This is a genomic window from Paenibacillus sp. UNC499MF, from assembly GCF_900107975.1.
Taxonomy (GTDB): Bacteria; Bacillota; Bacilli; order Paenibacillales; family NBRC-103111; genus Paenibacillus_F.
This window is the reverse complement of sequence record NZ_FNVF01000006.1, coordinates 303112-322980: the sequence shown is the minus strand read 5'-3', so window position 1 is coordinate 322980 and position 19869 is coordinate 303112. Positions and strand designations below refer to the sequence as shown.

Sequence of the window (19869 nt, the reverse complement as noted above, 5' to 3'; positions counted from 1 at the left end):
ATTCTCAATTGATATTGTAACCCACGTTCCTTTGACGGGACATGGACAATAACCGGATTTCATGCTGGACTATTTCCGCAAAAACAGTTTTTCCACTTCATCCAGAATACGTTCGTGGCCGGAAGCCGAGTATTCCCTCCACGGATCCGAAGGGATTTCGTAAACCCGGTTCATCCGCACGGCCTTAAGATCCCGCCAAAGAGCCGTCGCCTGCAGGTCGCGCCACCGCCGGAGCGTCTCCGATTCCTGGCAGACGTTGACGAGGAGATGGTCTGCCGCAAGTTCCGCGAGCTGCTCCGGATGGATCGGCACATTGATCCGGTCCCGCACATACTCGAAGGCCGGCTTCATGCCCAGCTCATGAAAAAACACGTCGCCCATGCTGCGGGTTCCGCAAACCCGGATCTCCTGCTTATGCAGGCTGATCAGCAGAAATGTTTCTTCCCCTGCCCGCTTCCGCAACCTGCTACGGAGTGACTCCACACGGCCGTCGAATTTATCGAGCCACGCCTGCGCTTCGGCCGTGCGGTCCAGATAGGCGGCGATAAGGAGCAGCTGCTCCCGCCAGTCCAGCTGCCGCTCCGGAATGTACAGCACTTTGCCCGCCTGCTCCAGGCGCTCTTTTTCACCGGGATTAAGGGTATCCATCGAAATGATAAGATCCGGGCGTGTTTCGCGGAGCTTCTCGATGTTGTGCTCCCAGTCTTCGCTGTACCGGTAGGCACTCAGATGGACGGGAATATCGGAACGATAGCGCTCGTAATAGTGGCCGGTCCACTTGGGATGCAGAGGGGCCGCATACGGAAGATGATGAATGGCCAGCAGCTGGCCGATCAGGTGGGATTGATGGACCGCGATTTTTTTCCTCCGGTTCTTCATATAAACGGTCGGCGAAACGCCCACTTCCTGTTTGAACTTCCGGCTGAAATAAAACTCGTCCTGATAACCCACGACATGAGCGATATCTTTAAGACGGGATTGGGATAACGCCATCAACTGCTTGGCCCGGTTGACCCGCTGCTCGGTCAAATAATCGATCACGCTCAGCCCGTATGTTTTTTTAAACAAATCCCCGTAATACTTCGGCGATACTTCAGCCATACGCGCTAGTTCATCGATCGTGATGTTCGTCTGGTAGTTATTTTCGATATAGTGGCGGGTCCGTTCGAGAGCGCTCCGGGCATCCTGCCGGGATTCGTCCCGCGTATAAGAGCAGATCGCATGGAACAGGTCAAGAAATCCCGCCTCGGCTTTCAGCCGGTCGAGCGGATCGCTGCCGTGCCAGAAGGTGTGAAGCGCTCCGCTCAGTACGGGGAGCTGCGGCAAAGGCTGAACATTAAGTACCTGAGGGCCCCTCCAGGTTCCTTTTTCGAGGCTTTCTCCCGTTTCATCCTCATAGAAAAGATCGAAGCCGGCGAGAGTAAGCTCCAGCCCGCTTCCTTCCGCCTTCATTCCGATTACCTGGCCGGGCAGGCATATATGTACGTTATTATCACCGAGGCGGCTGAGTGCACCGTCCCGTTTGAGCGTTCCTTCGCCGGCTGTAACCGCGATCAGCATGTGCGTATCGATAAGCCGGTAATCCATTTCCCAGCTCTCCCCGGCTTTGATGATTTCCACCTGACGCAATTTATAGGAAGCATTCGCTGCGGATAATGCTAAATCCGGGCGTATGTTTTCGCCGGTAGTCGGAATGTCACTCAATTCTTTCCCCTCCAATGGTGCTGGCTGTCGTTCCGCTCAGGAGTCCGTCATTTATGATAATGATTCTCAATATCATTTGATTATAGCAGATGTCCGCGACGTTGAGAATCGGTTTCTTTTGCCGAGAAAAGAAATTCATCCTTCTTTCCGAAGCGGAAATAGTGGAAAAGCTCCGGCACACTTCCTCAAAGACAAGTGCGGATACCAGCACCAATCGCCCTCCTTCCAGTACAGATGGCCCGGTCTTCCTCTTTATCCGAACAAAAAAAAGACCGCACATCTTTTGTGCGGTCTTTTTTAGTTCTGGCGGTTCAGGCATCTTCGCCGGGTTCGGTATTTATCACCTTGCAATGCCCAAGACTGCGGTGCTAAACAGCAGCGTATTTTCCCGGCAGTGCAGAGGCATGTGGTTAACCACCGCCATAAGACGCCGATCACCACATGCCGGGAGCTTCGCGCGGTGCGGAAAAGCTCGCCCCCGAACGACTGGGTCGCCGGGCCCCATCCTGACACTCACTGCCGCCCAACTTCTCTCGCGAGATCAGGCCGTTTTTCTGTCCAGTGCGAACACCCAGAGGGCAAGCAGCATCCCGATCAGGGACAAAACCGCTCCCGTCCAAGGCAGCGCCGTTAAACCCGCCTGGTTAATGACCATGCCGCCAAGGAAAGCTCCCCCGGCATTTCCGAGATTCAAGGCCGAATGATTAGACGTCGAAGCAAGAGCGGGAGCGTCTTTGGCCAGCGTCATAATTTTGACCTGAAGGCCCGGCAGCACACCGAAAGCGGCTATGCCCCATATAAAAATCGTGACCACGGCCGCTGCCGGCATTTTAACCGTATAAGCGAAAACGGCCAAGATAAGCGACAATACGGCGAAACTGCTGATCATCACCGGCATCAGCTTCCAGTCCGCCAGCTTTCCGCCCAGAATATTGCCGAATGTGACGCCGAAGCCGAACAAAACCAGAATCCACGTCACACTATGCTCCGCATAGCCGGTAACCTGCTCCAGAAGCGGAGCGATATAAGTGAATACCGTAAACAGACTGCTGCAGCCGATGGCTCCCGTAAGGAGAACAAGGAGCAGTCTCGGCTGCGCCAGCGCCCGAATCTGCCGGACAAGGCTTGATGACTCTTCCCGGGGAATGACCGGGATCAAAGCAATGATTCCGGCGAGCGAGATGACCCCCATAACAGCCACGGCTCCGAACGATGCCCGCCAGCCCATATTCTGGCCGATAAACGTGCCGAACGGAACGCCGATTATGTTGGCGATCGTAAGCCCCGCCATCATAATCGAGACCGCCGCAGCCCTCCGGTTGGGCTTCACCAGATTGGCGGCGATAACCGAACCGACGCCGAAGAAAGTGCCGTGTGCCAGCGCAGTGAGCAGCCTTGCCCCCATCAGCAGGCCGTAATTCGGCGCGATGGCCGCAACCGCGTTGCCGAGGATAAAGAGCACCATCAGCAGGCAGAGCAGCATTTTCTGCGGCAGCCTGTGTGTTGCGACAGCCAGCAAAGGAGCGCCGACGGCTACTCCGAGCGCGTATCCCGTAATCAGCTGGCCCGCATGCGGGATGGTGACGTGAAGGTCGCCCGCCACGTTGGGCAGCAGCCCCATGATGACAAATTCCGTCATCCCGATCGCGAAAGCTCCGCACGTTAAGGAAACGAGTGCCAGCGGGAACCGGTCCTTGGCCGTTTCCGTTGTTCCCGCAAGATGTGCATGATTCATGATGTCCGTTTGATCCCCTTTCCGCTGTTCAGTAACACAACGATCTATGTTAGCACGCTTGTGGAACAAACTCCACCCCGCAGGCCGCCGGTTGTTTATGAACCGGAAAGGGGACAGCAGCAGTCGGCCGGTATCCGGTCGGCCAGCCACACCTCGTTTCCGGCGTAATAAAACCGTATGCCGTCCTGCCGGGCCCTAGCCGTATCTACCTCGAGAATGACGAGTTCTCCTCTCCTTTTTCCCGCTAAAGAGGCGAAATGCAGCCCTTCGGAAAGATGGACATATTGGCGCGACATGGGCAGGATTCCTTGAGACAAGATCTGCGGGACTGCTTGGCGGTTTGTCCCGTGATAGAGTACGGGAGGCGGTTCTGCCGCATCGTATGTGATTCTCTCGTGGCTGTGCCCGTATCTGGCCCGGATATGACCGTCCGCAATCTCGAATCTCTGCTTTTCGGATTCACGAACCACTCTCTGTACATCTTCCGTGAGTATACTTTCGAATCCGGACACACGGTTTAAAACGTTCAAAAAGCTTCCCAGCGGGCAAAAACCTTCCCTGTCGAGGATAAGCCCGAAATCTCCGGGCGTATGCCGCAGCATTTTGCTCATCAGCTTGCTTAAGCGCATATCTTCTTTTGACGCTGCCATTGGTATCAAACTCCTTTTACGACCGCCATCGGCTTGCATTTGGCTACGACGGACGCGAGGCCCGCACCGACGACGCTTTCGATAATCTGATCCACGTCTTTATAAGCCTGAGGCGACTCGTCGAGGATCGTTTCGAGGGATCGCTGGTTCACGACGACCTCGTCCTCCTGGCCTACGCGCATACTGGCGGAAAATTCATCCACCGTGACAAGCCTTTTCGTGGCGCTGCGGGATCGTATGCGTCCCGCTCCGTGACAGATGGAATGATAATTGGCTTTTCCCCCGTCCGCGCCCACCATAATATAAGAAGAAGTTCCCATCGAGCCCGGAATTAAAGCGGGATGACCCGTCGTAGCGTACGGCTCGGGATTATCCGGATGATTTGCGGGAAGCGCTCGTGTGGCACCCTTGCGGTGGACGAACACCCGGCGGCCTTCTTCTTCCCTATCTTCCTCCCACGCATAGTTATGCATCAGATCATAGAGGGTGGCCAGCTCGAATTTGGAACCGAACACGTCTTTACCCGCTTCGCGGATCGCATACGCGATTAGATGACGGTTGACGACCGCGTAGTTCAGCGCCGAATACATCAGATCCGTGTACCGCATGGCTAGCGGATGATCCAAGGAGGCGAACAGCAGATTAGGATCGGCCGTCCCAATACCTTCGGCCCGCATCATTCGTTTGATGTCGCTGCCGCAAATCTGGCTCACCGATCCGCCCCATGCGCGCGAACCGGAATGGATCATGACGATCACCTGACCGTCAAACAACCCCCATGCTTCCGCCGTCGCCCGGTTTTCTTCGGCAATTTCCACCGACTGGATTTCGGCGAAATGATTGCCTCCCCCCAGTGTTCCGAGCTGGCGGTGGGAACGGTGCCAGACGTTTTCCGGCAGCCGGTTCAGCGAGTCCTCGTCAAAAAAGAAGCGGCTTGATTCCACGTGAGTCAGCGATTTGGCTTTACGCGGCGTGTAGCCGTCGGGAATGTACTTTTTCGGAAGGCCGTGAAGCCCTTTTTTCACCACGTTCTCCAAACGAATGTCGGAAAAATGTCCGCGTGTATGGGAATCAACCGGCAAATATTTCTCGATCGTCTGCACCAGCTTCTTCCGCAGCTTTAAATCCTTCAACTCGTCCTTGTGCACATTCGTCAGATGAACCCTCATGCCGCAGCCAATATCGCTCCCCACGATGGATGGAGACACATACCCGTCCTCACGGTTCCATACGGCCGTCGTGCCGATGCATGTTCCGACCCCGACGTGAACGTCCGGTGTATAGCTCATGTAAACCCCGTTCGGGATTTGCAAATTGTTGTTCGCCATTTCGAATACTTTATAGTCCAGCGCCTCATACAAGGACGGTCCGGCATACACGTGAACGGTCCCCGAGGGCAGTTTTACCTGGCGGTAATAGTTTTCTTTCATAGATAGACTTCCTTTCCTGGTTGAAAAACTTCATTTTGAAAAAACAAACGCAAAAAAACCATGGACCCGGCGTCCATGGCTGTCTTCTTCAGCTCTGTCATTCAGGTTCGCAAGCGTTAACGCACGCGCCTGACCAACTTTCACATGATCCCGTCGAGACCGGTGAAATGGACTTCTCTGTTCGTTTGATAAGTGAGCGAGATGATAAATGTCATTGGTTCCGGCCTCCTTTCGAATAATTGTACCTATCATACGATCTGCCCCGGTGAATTGTCAATCCGTTCCACTGGGAAAAAATAATTATAATTTTCCATGAAGTTAAGAAATAAGCGCGTATAAAGATTGAATAACCGGATTATTTTCCATAATATAGGTTGAAAGTCCTAACTGTTTGTGAGACGATTGCCAAAAAGACTTCAACTAGTAAAGGGGAACCTCATTTTGAACCGTAAAACAAAAACCGCACTTTTGTCCGCCCTGCTTGCGGCTTCATTCGCAATGCCCGCCAGCGTTTTTGCCAGTGACCCCGTTAAAGTTTTTATACAAAACGAACGGGTGCATTTCGACGTTGAGCCTGCGATTGAATCCGGGGTAACGCTCGTCCAATTCCGTCCTATTTTTGAAGAACTGGGCCTGACCGTGGAATGGAACTCCAAAACCAACACCGTCACGGGCCGCAAAGACGGACTATCTATCGTCTTGCAAATCAACAACAAACATGCGGTCGTTAATGGCGAAACCAAGATTTTAGAGGCGGCGCCGGCGAATGTGGACGGCAACACAGTCGTTCCCTTGAGATTTATCGGCGAAGCGACAGGCAATAGGGTAATTTGGAACGAATCCGCCCGGCAAATCGTGATCCGCAGCAGCGCGGAACACGGATCAAGCGGCAGCTCTACAGTGAGCGATCCTTATTTAAATTGGACCTGGGGAATGAGTCCCGCCGAGGTCCAGGCTACGCTGAATCAAAAGCCGTACATCCAATATACCGACGACAAAGACGGATACGATTACGCAATCTATCACAACCAGTTCGTCGAGGAAAACGACAGCCAGCTTGCTTTTAAATTTGATTCCACCGGGCTGACTGAGGTTACTTATCTTATTGATCCGAATTCTACGTATGACGAGATTTACGATATGTTCAGCGAAATTTCGGGTACGGTGTCCGCCTTTTACGGGCAGAACGAGGATGATTTCTTTATATGGTCCGATGAGCTTGCGGAAGCTTTTTACAAGCAGCTTTTCGGCGGGGACCGGAAGGGCATGATCGAAATGGCCTTTGCATCGAACAATCTGGCGATTTTTAATCAGTTCGAGACAGCCACCTATAAAGCTGCCCTGCTCTTTACTAACAATGGCACTCTGACGGAGCCGGAATATAAAATGGGGCTGATCTACTCGCGCCTCAAGTAATTCAAAGGCATCCGATAACATTGGCCCATACCTACCTTGTCTATAGTAGACAGAAGCGCTTAACGGCATATCCATTGAGCAGCCCTCCTTATTTTTGCTTAAAACGATCAGGAAATTTATAATAACAGGAGGACTCAGCTACAAGAAGGAGAATGGACAATGAAGATTTACGTGGTTCTCTCGTTTAACGGGGAAAGTACGGAAAATGTGTGCGTAACGCCGGACGAGGAGAAAGCGACGGCGCTTAAACCGGAAGATTTCGAAGATTGCGATGCGCTGTTCCTGGAAATCTGGGAAGACGGCGAGAAAATAGACGATTACCGTCTCGTCTGAAAAAAAGAGAGCCGGCAGGCCGTTCTTTCCGAGGAAAGAATGAGCCGTGCCGGTTCTTTTTTACCTGTACGTGTACCTGTATGTGTACCTGCACCGCTATGCGGGCCGCAGCTCCTTAAAACAGGCCGGACTCCGTTACTGTTTTGTAGAATTCCGCGAATTCCTTGAAATTCAGCTGCTGCGCGGCGTCTGAAAGGGCGGTAGCCGGGTCCGGATGGACTTCGACCATGACGCCGTCCGCGCCTGCGGCCAGCGCCGCTTTCGCACAGGGCGCCAAAATATCTTTGCGTCCCGTAGAGTGCGTGACATCGACAAGCACCGGCAGATGGCTCTCCTGCTTGAGGATCGGCACGGCCGAAATGTCGAGCGTGTTGCGGGTCGCTTTCTCATAGGTGCGGATCCCGCGCTCGATCAGCATAACCTGCGTGTTGCCGCGGGAGACGATATATTCCGCCGCATTCAGGAACTCGTCGAGCGTGGCCGCCAGCCCCCGCTTCAGCAGGACGGGAACACGCACGTCGCCGGCTGCTTTAAGCAGCTCGAAGTTCTGCATGTTGCGCGCGCCGATCTGGATCACATCGATGTATTCGCAGGCGATTTCGATATGGGCCGGGTCGACGATTTCACTTATCGTTTTGAGGCCGAATTCGGAGGCCACTTCTTTAAGAATTTTGAGCCCTTCGATGCCGAGCCCCTGGAAATCGTAAGGGGATGTGCGGGGTTTGAACGCCCCTCCGCGCATGACGGTCACACCGGCTCCTTTCAGCACGGCTGCGACTTGCCGGACCTGTTCGTAGCTTTCTACGGAGCACGGTCCGGCAATCATGACAGGCTTGCCGTTACCGACCGCTATCCCGTCTCCCAGTGTGACGATCGTGTCCTCGCTCTTGTTTTTGCGGCTTACGAGCAGATGCTTCTTCTGGCCCTCCTCCTGCAGGTTAAGCGACGCCTTGAAAATTTGCTTGAACAAGTGCCGGACCGTCTCGTGGCTGAACGGGCCTTTATTGAGCGCCACCAGCTCGTCAAGCATCTTCTTCTCACGGACGGGATCGAATTTCGGAACCCCCTGGCGTTCCTTCTCCAGCCCGATTTCCTGAGCAATTTCAGCCCGCTCCGAGAGCAGCTCCAGCAGTTGTCCGTTGATCGTATCCAGCCGTTCGCGCAATGCGTCCAAATTTCCTTGTGCCATTGTGATCTCTCCTTTGTGATGTTCGGAAAATAAAAAAAAGACCTCTCCTCCGCAAGGGACGAGAAGTCGTGGTACCACCCTTATTCGAGAGAACGGACGCATAAAAAAAGCGGGGTTCTCTCACTTTCGGCCCTGTAACGAAGGGAATACGGGTCACCCTAAAGAATGCCGCTTGCGGCAGTCCATCAGGGACCGGCTCCGGAGTGAACTTCGGCGGGGACATTTTCTCGGACGCTCTCAGTCGGTGGCAGTCCGTTCCTGTCATAAACGTCAATCCGCTTACTCTCTCCTTCTCAGCCTGTTCAACAAGTAATTTTAATCATTCTAACCCAATCGGAAAATTAAAAGCAAGCTGCCGGTTTAATGCGAAGTTGCTTTATTGCGATAAAGCAGTCCGGAAGACCCCGCAATCAGCCGCAGCGGACGAGCACGTGCCACAGCTGCTTCAAATATTGAAGCACCTCGGCAGGGGTCCCGAAGTCTCCCCACGCTTCCGGCTGGCGATGCAGGCTGAGCGCGGCTCTGCCGATTGCGGCCGCATCGATCACGCCCGCGGCATCCGTCTCCGCACCGCGGGACACGGCAGCGACACGCCTCGCAAGCGGGGGCATAACGGGACCGCGAAAATCGTCCGGCACCTGTTCGGCGGCAAGCCGGAAGCCGGGGTGCCAGCAGAGCGGGATGCCGTAAGCCTCGCTGAGCGTGCCAAGCTGCGCGCCGGCGGCCGTGCCCCGGAACGACGGGTCGGCGACGAGCGCTTCTACATCGGATTCCAGGCGGAGCGGGCCGTGCACCTGTGCTTCGATGTAGTCGTCGAGGGCACGCCCGACCCCGGAATGCCGCGGCCCGTGCTCGCCGTCATCTTCCGGTGCGGTCAGGAAGCGGGCCGCAAACTGCCCCGCATCGTCCGCTTCCGAAGCGAGCGCGGAGCCCGTGGACCGCACCTCTTCGAGCAGCGCGGCGAGCACGGGCATAAACCTTTTGCGGGTGCCCGCATGTTCCGGCTGCGCATGACTGTCCCCGTAGGTAAACGTGCACCGGTCCAGGACGCCGGCTTTCAGCCGGAAGTAACAGGAGCCGAAACGCGGCGACGCCCCGTCCGCGTAGCGCATCACGTTCAGCGCGCCGTATTTCGGACGGTCGCAGGGCTGCGCATCCTCCGCCTGATAAGCTCCGGCGAACAGACTCCGCTCCCAGCGGTCGCGGTCTCCGCCGGGATACGCGCTAAGGCCGCCGTTTGAGATGCGCGTTTCAAACTGGCTCCGGTACTCCCCGTCCCGCAGCAGCCCTTCCGCGACGGTAAGACCGCCAGCGATGAGCCGGTCCGGATGAAAATTCAGCGTGACGCGGGAGCGGGACAACACCGCTTCACATAGCTCTTCCGCGGTAAGAGCGTCAAAGGAAGCTTCACGCAAAATCCCGGCCGCCTTCTCTTTCGCATGCGGCCGCGCCGCTTCCGCTTTCGTTGCCACAGCCTCCAGAGCCATCCTCTGGCAGCGATTCAGCTCCGTCATCGCAAAATCCTCCCTTCACAACCGAATCCGCCTCGCATGTTTCTCAAGCTGCTGCGCAATTCGGCTTACAAACGTTTTGGCCAAGAGATCCGCCCCGATTCAAGACACGGCACGGAACGATTTTTTAGAAATTATAAGCCCTGCACGAAAAAAGGCCAAGGTAAAATTCCCCCGGCCTTCGCACGATTTTATAGCTGCTGCAAAAACATAAATTGTTTATCGCTCATACCCGGAAGCCCCTCGTGGGCAAAATCGGGGTAGATCTCCAGCTGTACCGGCGCCTTTAGTTTATTCAGCACCGCATACTGCGTAGAAGGCGGACATACGGTGTCCATCAGGCCGATGCCGAACAAAATATCCGCCTTAATACGGGGAGCCAAATGCTGGATGTCGATATAGCCCAGCTTGTAGAATACTTCCTCTTCCCGCTTGTGCTGGGGATCGAAGAAGCGGAAGTACGTGCGCAGCTCCGCGTAAGCGTCCTTGGCCAGATCCATTTCCCAGACGCGTTTGTAATCGCTCAGAAACGGGAAGTTGGCCGCCGTCCTGGCGATCCGCGGTTCCAGTGCCGCGCAAGCTAGCGCCAGCGCGCCGCCCTGCGATCCGCCCATCGTGGCGACACGGCTGCCGTCCACTTCTTCGAAATCCATCACGATTCGTGCCAGACGGACGGTATCGAGGAATACATGGCGGAAAAGCAGCTCATCCGGATGCTCATCCAGTCCGCGGATAATGTGGCCGTGATGCGTGTTGCCCGCGATACCGCCGATATCCTGGGACTTGCCGCCCTGGCCGCGGACGTCCAGCGCCGCTACCGAATAGCCGAGCGCGGCATACGGAAGCCGCTCCAGCCAGTCTCCGGCATGGCCGGTATAGCCGTGAAACTGAAGAACCGCGGGATGCGGCTTGCCGTCCGTTTTCGGCTTCACGTATTTCGCGTGAATCCGGGCTCCTTTTACCCCCGTAAAATAAAGGTCGAAGCACTCGGCGTAAGTGACTTGAAAGTCCGACGGGACGAGCTCCACCTCAGGGTCTACGGAATCCAGTTCGGCCAGCGCACGCTCCCAATACTCGTCAAAGTCAGACGGACGCGGATTTCTTCCCTGATACTCTTTCAGCTTTTCCAGCGGCAGATCGATTAGTGGCATTTTGGACTTTCCTTCCTTGTCTAATATGTATAAATGGAGGTTTATTCCCAAACTACCTTGATCATATCACCGTGCCAAAGCAAAAAACAACTACAATTTTTGTGCCGTCTAAAGCAGTACGAGGTAGATAACGGCCGCCAGCACAAGCCGGTAAATGGCGAACGGAACGAGCTTTATCCGGTTGATCAGCTTCAGGAAGAAACGGATGGAAATCAGGGCGAACACAAAGGCGCTTACAAAACCGACGGCGAAAAAAGGAATGGCGTCCGAAGGGATCGAATCCCAGCTTTTCAGGAGCTTCAGAAAGCTTGCTCCGGCCATGATGGGAACGGCCATAATGAACGTAAAATCGGCCGCCGCCCTGTGGCTCAGACCCAGAAGCACTCCCCCGGAAATGGTAGAACCCGAACGGGAGAAACCCGGCCACATGGCAAGGCACTGGAACAAGCCCATGCCAAGCGCCTGCCTGTAAGTCAGACGGTCCACCGTGTCCGTCCTGGGGACGGCCGGCTTCCGCCATTCCGCAATCAGCATGAGCACAGCGCCGAGTACGAGTCCGATAACGACGGTACGCGTAGAGAACAGATACTCGTCGATATAATCTTCGAAGAGAACACCGAGTACGCCGAAAGGAATAAGTCCCACGATGACTTGAAGAAGATTGAGGCGCGGACCTCCGTCGTCCTGCCCCGGCAGCTTTTTCAGCCCGAGCAGATTCATAAAACGGTCCCACATCAGGACGACTACGGCGAGTATGGAGCCGAGCTGAATGACAACCTTGAATGTGTTGGCCGCCTGCGGAGTAAACAAATCTTTCGTCTGGAACCAGACATCATCGACGATAATCATATGTCCGGTGGATGAAACCGGAGCGAACTCCGTAAACCCTTCGACCAGTCCGAGTATAAACGCGGCAAAAACTTCCCAAAGATTCATAGCGAGTGCTCCTTTTTAATGAATATCCGATTTGTTAAAATAAATGACTGTTGCCGTCAATCCGGCGATAAAAGCGGCCAGAATGACAAGGACGGAATACAGAACCGGGTATTCGGGCACGTACGCTTTGTTGGCGACGACGTGAACCGCCGACCAGGGAAACAGCGCGCTGTACTTCTTATCTACCAGAGCCACGTTCACCATAGTCGCAATCGCGGTGAAAATAATGGTCGGCACATAATTTTTGAACCAGAAAGTCACGAAAACCGCAGGGGTAGACAGCAGAAAGAGCAGGACTGCCCCGATCAGATACCGGCCGAGCGAATAGAGGATCACGTCGATCGTGAGCCCGTCGAATCCGCCGATCAGCCCGAATATGAACGTCAATCCCCACGACACCAGCGTCAAAGCAAGGATCCAGATCAGCAGCATGAGCAATTTGCTGAAAAGCAGGCTCGTCCGCGATACGGGAATTGTGAGCAGATTTTTCAGCGTGTCCTCGACATATTCCCGGTTGAACAGGTAAGCCGTAATGACGCCGTACAGCAACGTCCCGCTGAGCAGCAGCACATACATATTCGTGTTGTAGAAAGAGATCTCGTACGTGACGGAAGTTTCCGGTTTTTCGCTCTTCATGTTGAGAAATCCGATAAACATAAGGACGGGCGCGGCGGAGGCTCCGATGACGCTGACCAGGAACATTTTCGCGCGTTTTAATTTCAGCAGCTCGGTGTACAGCAGATTAACCAATCGTCCCGCCTCCAATCAGCTTGATAAAATAATCCTCCAGCCTGTCTTCACTGATCGTGAGCCGGGAAACGTTGATGCCGTTCTCCACGAACAACCGGTTCAGACCGGCCTGACGGCCGATATGGGAATAAATGCGGATCGTTCCTTCTCCCCGGACTTCGTAATCGTGAATGCCCAGCTCCTTCTCCAGCAGCATGGCCGCTTTATTATCGTCCGACACTTGAAATTCCAAGTGCTTGCGGTTACGCTTCCGCAGTTCTTCGAAGGAAATTTCCTCCAAAAGACGTCCCTGGTGAACAATCCCGATCTGATCGGCCAACTGTTCGATTTCGGGCAAAATGTGGCTGGAAATGAGAATCGTCATTTTCCTTTCCTCGGCGAGCGATTTAATGAGCCTCCGGATTTCCTTGATCCCGATGGGATCGAGACCGTTGGTCGGCTCGTCCAGAATTAGCAGCTCCGGGTGGTGCAGAACGGCTCTCGCTATGCCGAGACGCTGCTTCATGCCCATCGAATACTGTCCGACGAGTTTTTTCGTTTCCTGATGGAGACTAACGATTTCAAGCGCGTCCTGAATCGCCGTCTTTTTGTGGACCCCCATCAGCCTTGCGTTGATAAGAAGATTTTCGGCTCCGGTCAAATTTTCGTAAAAACCCGAATGCTCGACGATCGAACCGATTCTTCTCAATAAATTCCGTTTCTGCTTGAACAAATTTTCACCGAATAGTTCGATTTGTCCTTCCGTCGGTTTAATCAACCCCAGCAGCATCCGGATCGTAGTCGTTTTCCCCGCCCCGTTACGCCCCAGAAAGCCGTAAATCTGCCCCTGTCCGACGGTAAGCTCCAGACGGTCCACCGCTTTTTGATCCCCGTAGGTTTTGGTCAAACCCGTTGTTTTGATAATGGCGCTCATGGTTCCCTCCTGCTCCACATGTTTCTTTTCTCTGTCTGTATTCAGGATAAGCAGCCGATTTTAAATACCTCTTAACAAGTTCTTAATTGTTTCTTAAACCGTCGCCCGCAGGCCGCAGTCCCTTGCCCGGTTCCGGCAGTGTCAGGTAAAAAGCGGTCCGTACGCCCGGATCGCTGTCCGCTTCCAGCGTCCCTCCGTGCTTTTCGGCAAGAGCTTTCGCAATCGCCAGTCCCAGCCCGCTCCCGCCGCCGGTCCTGCTTCTCGAAGCATCCGTCCTGTACATCCGGTCAAAGACAAGGCCGAGCTCCTCGGCCGGGATACCCGCCCCGTTGTCCCAGATGGTGAGGCGGTACTCTCCGGTTCCACGGGACAAGTCCAAGCCGAGCTTATTCCCGTCCGCACCGTGCTTAACGGCGTTTTGAATCAGATTATTCAGCATCCGCAGAAGACTGACACGGTCCGCGACAACGGGACAAGCCTCTTCGGGAAGCTCCAGAACAAGCTCCAGCTCCGCTTTATGCAATTCCGGCAGAAACTCGATGACTGCTTCGCGTACCGTTTCGGCCAGATCCAGCCTGGCGGGCTCCAACCGGACCTCGTCCGCGTCCAGTTTAGCCAGCAGAAATACTTCGTCGATAAGCTTTTTCAAGGCGGCGGATTTCCGGGCCAGCACGTCCAGATACTGCCCTCTTTGCTCCTCGCTTGCCGCCACTCCGTCTTTGAGAGCGTCAATATAGCCGATGATGGAGGTCAGCGGAGTGCGGATGTCGTGAGAAATATTCGACAGGAACCTTTTGCGGCCCGCCTCGGTTTTGATGGTGTTAATCTGCAGCTTGTCCAGCTCCCCGATTAGTTCATTGACCGAGAAAATGACTTCGTTCAGGGCCGGGTCGTCCTTAGCCAAAATCCGGGTGTTCACGTTCCCTCGGAGCGCCCTTGCCAATTGACGGTTCACGTCCCGGAGTCTGGCGGTATAACGGAACCTGGACGCGAGCAGCCCGGCTGCGGAAGCGAAAAGCGCGGCAAAAAGCACCCCGCCCGCCATACCGTCCGGAGTGCCGGCTGCCGTCATCCAGGCCAAAGCCGCCAGTAAAAGCAAATGAATCATGCCGAGAAGCTTAACGGGATCTCTCTTCATATTTCTCTCCTGCGAATTTGTATCCGATCCCCCACACCGTGACGATTCTTTTTGGATTCGACGGATCTTCCTCGATTTTTTTCCGCAGCTTGCGGATGTGAACCATGACCGTATTGTCGTCTTCCAGATAGTCGCTGTTCCATACTTGGCGGAAAATCTGGGTTTTGGTGAAAACTTGTTCGGGGTGCGTCATAAAAAATTTAAGCAGTTCAAACTCTTTTGCCGTTAACGCGATCTCTTCTCCGTCTCTGGACAGCATGAATTTCTTCGGGTCCAGCTTTAAGTCTCCTGACGTCAGAGCCGTATTCGCTTCGGGACTACTCTCGCTGTTTTCGCTGCCCAGCACTTTGTATCTTCGCAAATGCGCCTTGATCCTGGCGATCACCTCGTGAATACTGAAAGGTTTGGTAATGTAATCGTCGGCTCCGATGCTCAGCCCGACTAATTTATCCACCTCCTGGTCTTTGGCCGTCAGCATCAGAATGGGCACGTTCGACGTCTGGCGAAGCCTTCTGCACACTTCGATTCCGTCTATTTTCGGCATCATCAGGTCCAGCACGATCAGGCTGTAGGAGCGTTCCTGCGCAAGCCGGAGCGCTTCTTCCCCGTTATGAGCCGTGTCCGCCGTGTAGGTTTCTCTCTCCAGATAGGTCTTCAGCAGCTCCCTGATTTCTTTCTCGTCATCAGCTATGAGAATATGGATTTCCGTCATCATGATGCACCCGCTTCGCAACAATTTTGCCCTCTACTTGTACACCCAGTTTACCGAAATCTTTTTCAAAAGCCAATAAACGAGCAGGTACGGAGCTTTTACGCGGCTCTTGTATAAAAGCCGAAAAGTTTTCTCGCCGAAATTACGGGAGGCAAACAGGTCAAAACAGCGCTAAAAAGCCTCTCTTCCGGCCAGCGGCGGAAAAAAGGCTTGAAAGGAAAACGTTTATTACGGCTCGGAATCCAGAGCGTCCCGCAGTCCGTCACCGACGAAGTTTATGCTCAGCACGACGAGCAGAATCATGGCACCCGGCGGAATCCAGAGCCAGGGCTGTTCCGTCAGCACGGTCAGGGACTGGGCATCCGTAAGCATGTTGCCCCAACTTGCGGTCGGCGGTTGGACGCCCATGCCCAGGAAGCTGAGTCCGGCTTCGCTCATAATGGCGGAAGCGACCCCGAATGTAGCCTGGACGATAATGGGACCGGCCGCATTCGGAAGAATATGCCCGAACAAGACTCGGGGCGTGCCGTAGCCCATGGCTATACCCGCCCTCACATAGTCCAGCTGCTTGATCGTCAGAACGCTTCCCCTGACCAGGCGGGCGACACCCGGCCACGAAAACAAGGCCAGAACGAGAATGATCGTGCTCATATCCGAACCCAGTACGGCCACAACGACCAGTATGACCATCAGAAACGGAAACGCCATGAACATGTCCGTTATCCGCATGATCGCCATATCCAGCCAGCCTCCGAAGTAACCTGACACCAGACCGGCCAGCGTCCCGAATGTCACGTACAGCAGCACCGAAGCGAAGCCGACGATCAGCGATACGCGCGTCGCATAAATCAGCCGGCTGAATACATCCCGGCCGACCTGATCCGTCCCCAGCCAATGCTCCGCGGAAGGAGCCGCCGTAAATGAGCCGGTCACTTCCTCCGGATCGTACGGTGCGATAACGGGAGCAAGCAGAGCGGCGGCCAGGAGCAGCAGAGTGACGAGTGCCCCGGCCACGGCGAGTCTATGCCGGCTGAACTTCCGCAGCGCTTGCCGCCACGGTCTCGGCGAATCCGTTTCGGAATCCGTCTCTGCCTCTGCCGTGCCTCTGCGGAAATTCGTTTCTCCCAGCTTCCATTCGGTTAACGCCACGGCTTCCACCTCCTGTTCATCTATGCATGGTAACGAATGCGCGGGTCCGCTGCGGAGTACAGAAGATCGGTCAGCAAATTGGTTGCCAGAACGATACAAGCCGCCGCCAAATTCAGCCCCATCAGAGTGGGATAATCCCTGGATAGGATGGATTGAATAGTCAATTGTCCGATCCCCGGCCACTGGAAAATTTGCTCGATCAGAATGCTTCCCCCGAGCAGGAGAGGAATCTCCATCGCGATCACGGTAATCATCGGGATCAGCGCGTTCCGGAGCGCATGCTTATTGATGACGATAAAAGGATGCAGCCCTTTGGCCCGGGCGGTCCGCAAATAATCCTGTTTCAGCACGTCAAGCATGCTCGCCCTCACGTACCGGACCTTCTTGCCGGCGATAAAGACGCCCAGCACAAAGACCGGTAGAATCATATGCCGGATAAGATCCCAGACGCCCTCACCGGCTCCCAGCGTGTACATTCCTCCCGTCGGCAAAACCTTCAGCCGGACGGCAAAAATATAGATCAGGCTGAGTCCGAAAAAAAACTGCGGGATCGACGTCCCGATAAAGGACAGCCCCGTCATCAGGTAGTCGAATCTTGTATTTTGCCGCACCGCGCTTATAATGCCGACGGGAACGGCGATCAGCAGGCCGAGAGCCAGAGAAGCGGCCGCAAGCCCTAAGGTGGGTCCCAGCCTTTCGCCGATCAAGGTGCTCACGGGGGCATAAGAGCTGAACGAATACCCCAGCTCTCCGCGCAGCAGGCCACCGAGCCACTTTGTATACTGGAGCCATAAAGGATCGTTAAGGCCCAGCAGTTCCTTGCGCGCGTCGAGCAGCTCCTTGGGCATCGTCGGATCGATAAGCATGTCGACCGGATTGCCGGGAGCCATGTTGATCAGGAAGAAATTAATGACCGTGATGCCGAATAAGACGGGAACGGCAATGAGAATCCGCCGGATCGCATACGGAAGCATAAGCGGGAGTTCCTCCTTTCCCTTTCGCCGGTTATTTTCCGTTGTTTCTCGGCTTATTTCAGAACGGGAAGGCCGGACGCTTCGTCCAGCGGAAAATGGCAAGCCGCGGCATGAGCTTCGCTGCCCAGCGGCGGTTCGGCGGTTCTGCACAAATCCCGGACATACGGGCAGCGCGTATGAAACCTGCACCCGGAAGGCGGATGCTCCGGACTGGGCACATCCCCGCGGATCAAGATCCGGCCTGCCGAGCGGGCTGCCGGGTCCGGCGGCGGATAAGCATTCAGCAAAATCCGGGTATACGGATGCTTCGGGTTCCGGAACAGCTCTTCCTTGCTTCCGATCTCGACGATTTTGCCCAAATACATGACCGCGATCCGGGTACTGATGTATTTGACCGCTCCTATTCCGTGAGCGATGAACAAATAGGTCAGCTTCAATTCCTTCTGCAGGTCGCCGAGCAGGTTCAGAATCTGGGCCTGGATCGACACATCGAGCGCAGAAACCGGTTCGTCGCATACGATCAGCTCCGGCTCGAACGAAATCGCCCGGGCGATACCGATTCTTTGCCGCTGTCCGCCCGAAAACTCGTGCGGGAACCGGTTTCCCGAACCGCGGGGAAGCCCCACCAATTCGAGAAGACGGGCGACTCGTGCGGGAATGTCCTTTTTGTCCGCCAGCTTGTGGGCGATGAACGGCTCGGACAGCAGCTCGCTCACCCGTTTACGGGGATTCAGGGAAGAATACGGATCTTGAAAAATCATTTGCAGCCGCGTTCTTACCGGTTTTAACTGCCGACGGGTTTTGTCCGTAATATCCTCGCTGCGGAAAAGAATCCGTCCCCCCACCGGATTTTCCAGCCTTACGATGGAACGGCCGATCGTCGATTTGCCGCAGCCGGATTCTCCCACGAGGCCCAGCGTTTCGCCTTTGCGGATGCTCAGGCTCACATCGTCTACTGCACGGATGTAGCCCGTCGTACGGGAGAAAATGCCGCTTTTGACGGGGTAATACGTTTTGAGATGATCGACTTGAAGGAGAGGCGCCTCGTCCGCCGCAGTAAATTCCGGCATGCCGCTCATAAGGCAGCCTCCTTGCGGACCGGCTTTGCGGGCAAGCTTCCCTCTACCTGGGAGACCCAGCACCGGACCCGCCGGCCTCCGTCCAGTGCGGTCAGTTCCGGCTGCTCTCTTGCGCAGACGGCGGAAGCCCATGCGCACCGGGCATAAAAGCGGCAGCCTTTCGGCATCCGGTTCAGGGAAGGCACCGTCCCCGGGATAGCTTCCAGCGGCGCGTTGTCACCGGAAATTTTGGGCATGGAGTTGAGCAGCCCTCTCGTATACGGATGAAGCGGCTCGCGGAACAGTGAGAAAACATCCGCCTCCTCGACGATTTGCCCCGCATACATCACCACGACCCGGTCCGCCATCTCGGCGATAACACCCAAATCATGGGTAATCAGCATGATGGCGGCCCCGCTCTCTTTGCGAAGCTGCTTCATCAGCTCCAGAATTTGAGCCTGAATGGTCACATCCAGCGCGGTGGTCGGCTCGTCGGCGATCAGCAGCTTCGGGCTGCAGGCGAGCGCCATCGCAATCATGACTCTTTGGCGCATGCCGCCAGACAATGCGTGAGGATACGATTTCATCAGGACTTCGGCGCGGGGAAGTCCCACTTTTCCGAGCATTTCAATGGCATAAGCCCGTGCTTCTTTGCGGGAAAAATCCATATGCCGCCGGATGACCTCCAGAAGCTGGTCCCCGATCGTAAAAACCGGATTGAGCGAACTCATCGGCTCCTGGAAAATCATCGACATGTCCCGGCCCCTCAGCCGTCTCAGCTCCGGGTCGGACGATTGCGCCAGGTTGCTTCCCTCGAAAAGGATATCGCCTTTCTCGATGCGGCCGCTTCTGCCCAAGAGTCTCATGACAGACAGCGCCGTTACGCTTTTGCCGCTGCCGGACTCGCCGACAATTCCGACCGTTTCGCCGGGCAGAAGCTGAAAACTGACTTCATCCACGGCTGTCACTTCTTCGCGTCCCGTCTTGAAAACAGTCTGAAGACGGCGGACTTCCAGCACAGGCAGCATACTTGCACCCCTTTTCCGTTAAAATGGCCGTTCCCGCTGCAGCAGCTTCGGGCGGAACCTGCTGCGCCGCAAAACGGCGGTGATCCTTATGC

At 55.2% G+C, this 19869-nt stretch carries 18 protein-coding genes; 2 read left to right on the top strand and 16 right to left on the bottom strand.

What is annotated here, in order from left to right:
• Positions 1-69: 69 nt before the first annotated feature.
• The 4 genes from C4S74_RS15565 to C4S74_RS15545 all read right to left on the bottom strand — a co-directional run bounded on the left by C4S74_RS15565 (position 70) and on the right by C4S74_RS15545 (position 5519).
• Positions 70-1704 carry an AraC family transcriptional regulator gene (locus tag C4S74_RS15565; protein ID WP_103996205.1) on the bottom strand — a complete coding sequence of 545 codons (1635 nt, stop codon included), beginning with the start codon at positions 1702-1704 and terminating at the stop codon, positions 70-72.
• Positions 1705-2245: 541 nt separating this feature from the next.
• On the bottom strand, positions 2246-3439 hold the full coding sequence (locus C4S74_RS15555; RefSeq protein ID WP_103996203.1) for an MFS transporter: 1194 nt from the start codon (positions 3437-3439) through the stop codon (positions 2246-2248).
• Positions 3440-3534: 95 nt separating this feature from the next.
• Complete coding sequence (locus C4S74_RS15550) at positions 3535-4089, bottom strand: RNA 2'-phosphotransferase (RefSeq protein WP_103996202.1); 555 nt, start codon at positions 4087-4089, stop codon at positions 3535-3537.
• Between the two features lie 5 nt (positions 4090-4094).
• Positions 4095-5519: an RtcB family protein gene (locus C4S74_RS15545; RefSeq protein WP_103996201.1), complete on the bottom strand. Its 1425-nt coding sequence runs from the start codon at positions 5517-5519 to the stop codon at positions 4095-4097.
• Positions 5520-5960: 441 nt separating this feature from the next.
• On the opposite strand from C4S74_RS15545, the gene C4S74_RS15540 reads away from it, so the two are divergent.
• Together C4S74_RS15540 and C4S74_RS26595 are read left to right on the top strand one after the other, a co-directional pair.
• Positions 5961-6935: a copper amine oxidase N-terminal domain-containing protein gene (locus tag C4S74_RS15540; RefSeq protein WP_103996200.1), complete on the top strand. Its 975-nt coding sequence runs from the start codon at positions 5961-5963 to the stop codon at positions 6933-6935.
• Between the two features lie 159 nt (positions 6936-7094).
• Positions 7095-7268, top strand: a complete 174-nt coding sequence (locus tag C4S74_RS26595; protein WP_181024436.1) for a hypothetical protein — start codon at positions 7095-7097, stop codon at positions 7266-7268.
• 115 nt (positions 7269-7383) lie between these two features.
• Here C4S74_RS26595 and C4S74_RS15535 read toward each other — a convergent pair whose 3' ends face one another.
• The 12 genes from C4S74_RS15535 to C4S74_RS15480 all read right to left on the bottom strand — a co-directional run bounded on the left by C4S74_RS15535 (position 7384) and on the right by C4S74_RS15480 (position 19777).
• Positions 7384-8457, bottom strand: coding sequence for a bifunctional 3-deoxy-7-phosphoheptulonate synthase/chorismate mutase (locus C4S74_RS15535; RefSeq protein WP_103996199.1), 1074 nt, complete (start codon positions 8455-8457; stop codon positions 7384-7386).
• Between the two features lie 410 nt (positions 8458-8867).
• Positions 8868-9971, bottom strand: a complete 1104-nt coding sequence (locus tag C4S74_RS15530; RefSeq protein WP_103996198.1) for a DUF3626 domain-containing protein — start codon at positions 9969-9971, stop codon at positions 8868-8870.
• A 188-nt stretch (positions 9972-10159) separates the two neighbouring features.
• The gene (locus C4S74_RS15525; RefSeq protein ID WP_103996197.1) at positions 10160-11119 is read right to left on the bottom strand and encodes an alpha/beta fold hydrolase; all 960 of its coding nucleotides are present in this window, start codon (positions 11117-11119) and stop codon (positions 10160-10162) included.
• A 108-nt stretch (positions 11120-11227) separates the two neighbouring features.
• Entirely contained in the window at positions 11228-12055 is an 828-nt protein-coding gene (locus C4S74_RS15520; protein ID WP_103996196.1) for an undecaprenyl-diphosphate phosphatase, read from the bottom strand.
• Positions 12056-12070: 15 nt separating this feature from the next.
• Positions 12071-12805, bottom strand: a complete 735-nt coding sequence (locus C4S74_RS15515) for an ABC transporter permease (RefSeq protein WP_103996195.1) — start codon at positions 12803-12805, stop codon at positions 12071-12073.
• Positions 12798-13718, bottom strand: a complete 921-nt coding sequence (locus C4S74_RS15510) for an ABC transporter ATP-binding protein (protein ID WP_103996194.1) — start codon at positions 13716-13718, stop codon at positions 12798-12800. Before C4S74_RS15510 ends, C4S74_RS15515 begins: the two co-directional genes overlap by 8 nt.
• An 82-nt stretch (positions 13719-13800) precedes the next feature.
• A complete protein-coding gene (locus tag C4S74_RS15505) occupies positions 13801-14856 on the bottom strand; it encodes a cell wall metabolism sensor histidine kinase WalK (RefSeq protein ID WP_103996193.1) in 1056 nt (351 codons plus the stop codon).
• Positions 14837-15568: a response regulator transcription factor gene (locus tag C4S74_RS15500; protein ID WP_103996260.1), complete on the bottom strand. Its 732-nt coding sequence runs from the start codon at positions 15566-15568 to the stop codon at positions 14837-14839. The genes C4S74_RS15505 and C4S74_RS15500 overlap by 20 nt, the downstream gene beginning before the upstream one ends.
• Before the next feature lie 228 nt (positions 15569-15796).
• Complete coding sequence (opp4C, locus tag C4S74_RS15495; protein ID WP_103996192.1) at positions 15797-16717, bottom strand: oligopeptide ABC transporter permease; 921 nt, start codon at positions 16715-16717, stop codon at positions 15797-15799.
• Between the two features lie 20 nt (positions 16718-16737).
• Entirely contained in the window at positions 16738-17691 is a 954-nt protein-coding gene (locus C4S74_RS15490) for an ABC transporter permease (RefSeq protein WP_103996191.1), read from the bottom strand.
• Between the two features lie 53 nt (positions 17692-17744).
• A complete protein-coding gene (locus C4S74_RS15485; protein ID WP_103996190.1) occupies positions 17745-18770 on the bottom strand; it encodes an ABC transporter ATP-binding protein in 1026 nt (341 codons plus the stop codon).
• A complete protein-coding gene (locus C4S74_RS15480; protein ID WP_103996189.1) occupies positions 18767-19777 on the bottom strand; it encodes an ABC transporter ATP-binding protein in 1011 nt (336 codons plus the stop codon). Before C4S74_RS15480 ends, C4S74_RS15485 begins: the two co-directional genes overlap by 4 nt.
• Between the last annotated feature and the right edge of the window lie 92 nt (positions 19778-19869).

Excerpts from the sequence above, each read along its gene's own strand:
- C4S74_RS15555 (WP_103996203.1), bottom strand. The coding sequence starts at position 3,439 with ATGAATCATGCACATCTTGCGGGAACAACGGAAACGGCCAAGGACCGG.
- C4S74_RS15550 (WP_103996202.1), bottom strand. The coding sequence starts at position 4,089 with ATGGCAGCGTCAAAAGAAGATATGCGCTTAAGCAAGCTGATGAGCAAA.
- C4S74_RS15545 (WP_103996201.1), bottom strand. The coding sequence starts at position 5,519 with ATGAAAGAAAACTATTACCGCCAGGTAAAACTGCCCTCGGGGACCGTT.
- C4S74_RS26595 (WP_181024436.1), top strand. The coding sequence starts at position 7,095 with ATGAAGATTTACGTGGTTCTCTCGTTTAACGGGGAAAGTACGGAAAAT.
- C4S74_RS15535 (WP_103996199.1), bottom strand. The coding sequence starts at position 8,457 with ATGGCACAAGGAAATTTGGACGCATTGCGCGAACGGCTGGATACGATC.
- C4S74_RS15530 (WP_103996198.1), bottom strand. The coding sequence starts at position 9,971 with ATGACGGAGCTGAATCGCTGCCAGAGGATGGCTCTGGAGGCTGTGGCA.
- C4S74_RS15525 (WP_103996197.1), bottom strand. The coding sequence starts at position 11,119 with ATGCCACTAATCGATCTGCCGCTGGAAAAGCTGAAAGAGTATCAGGGA.
- C4S74_RS15520 (WP_103996196.1), bottom strand. The coding sequence starts at position 12,055 with ATGAATCTTTGGGAAGTTTTTGCCGCGTTTATACTCGGACTGGTCGAA.
- C4S74_RS15510 (WP_103996194.1), bottom strand. The coding sequence starts at position 13,718 with ATGAGCGCCATTATCAAAACAACGGGTTTGACCAAAACCTACGGGGAT.
- C4S74_RS15505 (WP_103996193.1), bottom strand. The coding sequence starts at position 14,856 with ATGAAGAGAGATCCCGTTAAGCTTCTCGGCATGATTCATTTGCTTTTA.
- C4S74_RS15500 (WP_103996260.1), bottom strand. The coding sequence starts at position 15,568 with ATGACGGAAATCCATATTCTCATAGCTGATGACGAGAAAGAAATCAGG.
- C4S74_RS15490 (WP_103996191.1), bottom strand. The coding sequence starts at position 17,691 with ATGCTTCCGTATGCGATCCGGCGGATTCTCATTGCCGTTCCCGTCTTA.
- C4S74_RS15485 (WP_103996190.1), bottom strand. The coding sequence starts at position 18,770 with ATGAGCGGCATGCCGGAATTTACTGCGGCGGACGAGGCGCCTCTCCTT.
- C4S74_RS15480 (WP_103996189.1), bottom strand. The coding sequence starts at position 19,777 with ATGCTGCCTGTGCTGGAAGTCCGCCGTCTTCAGACTGTTTTCAAGACG.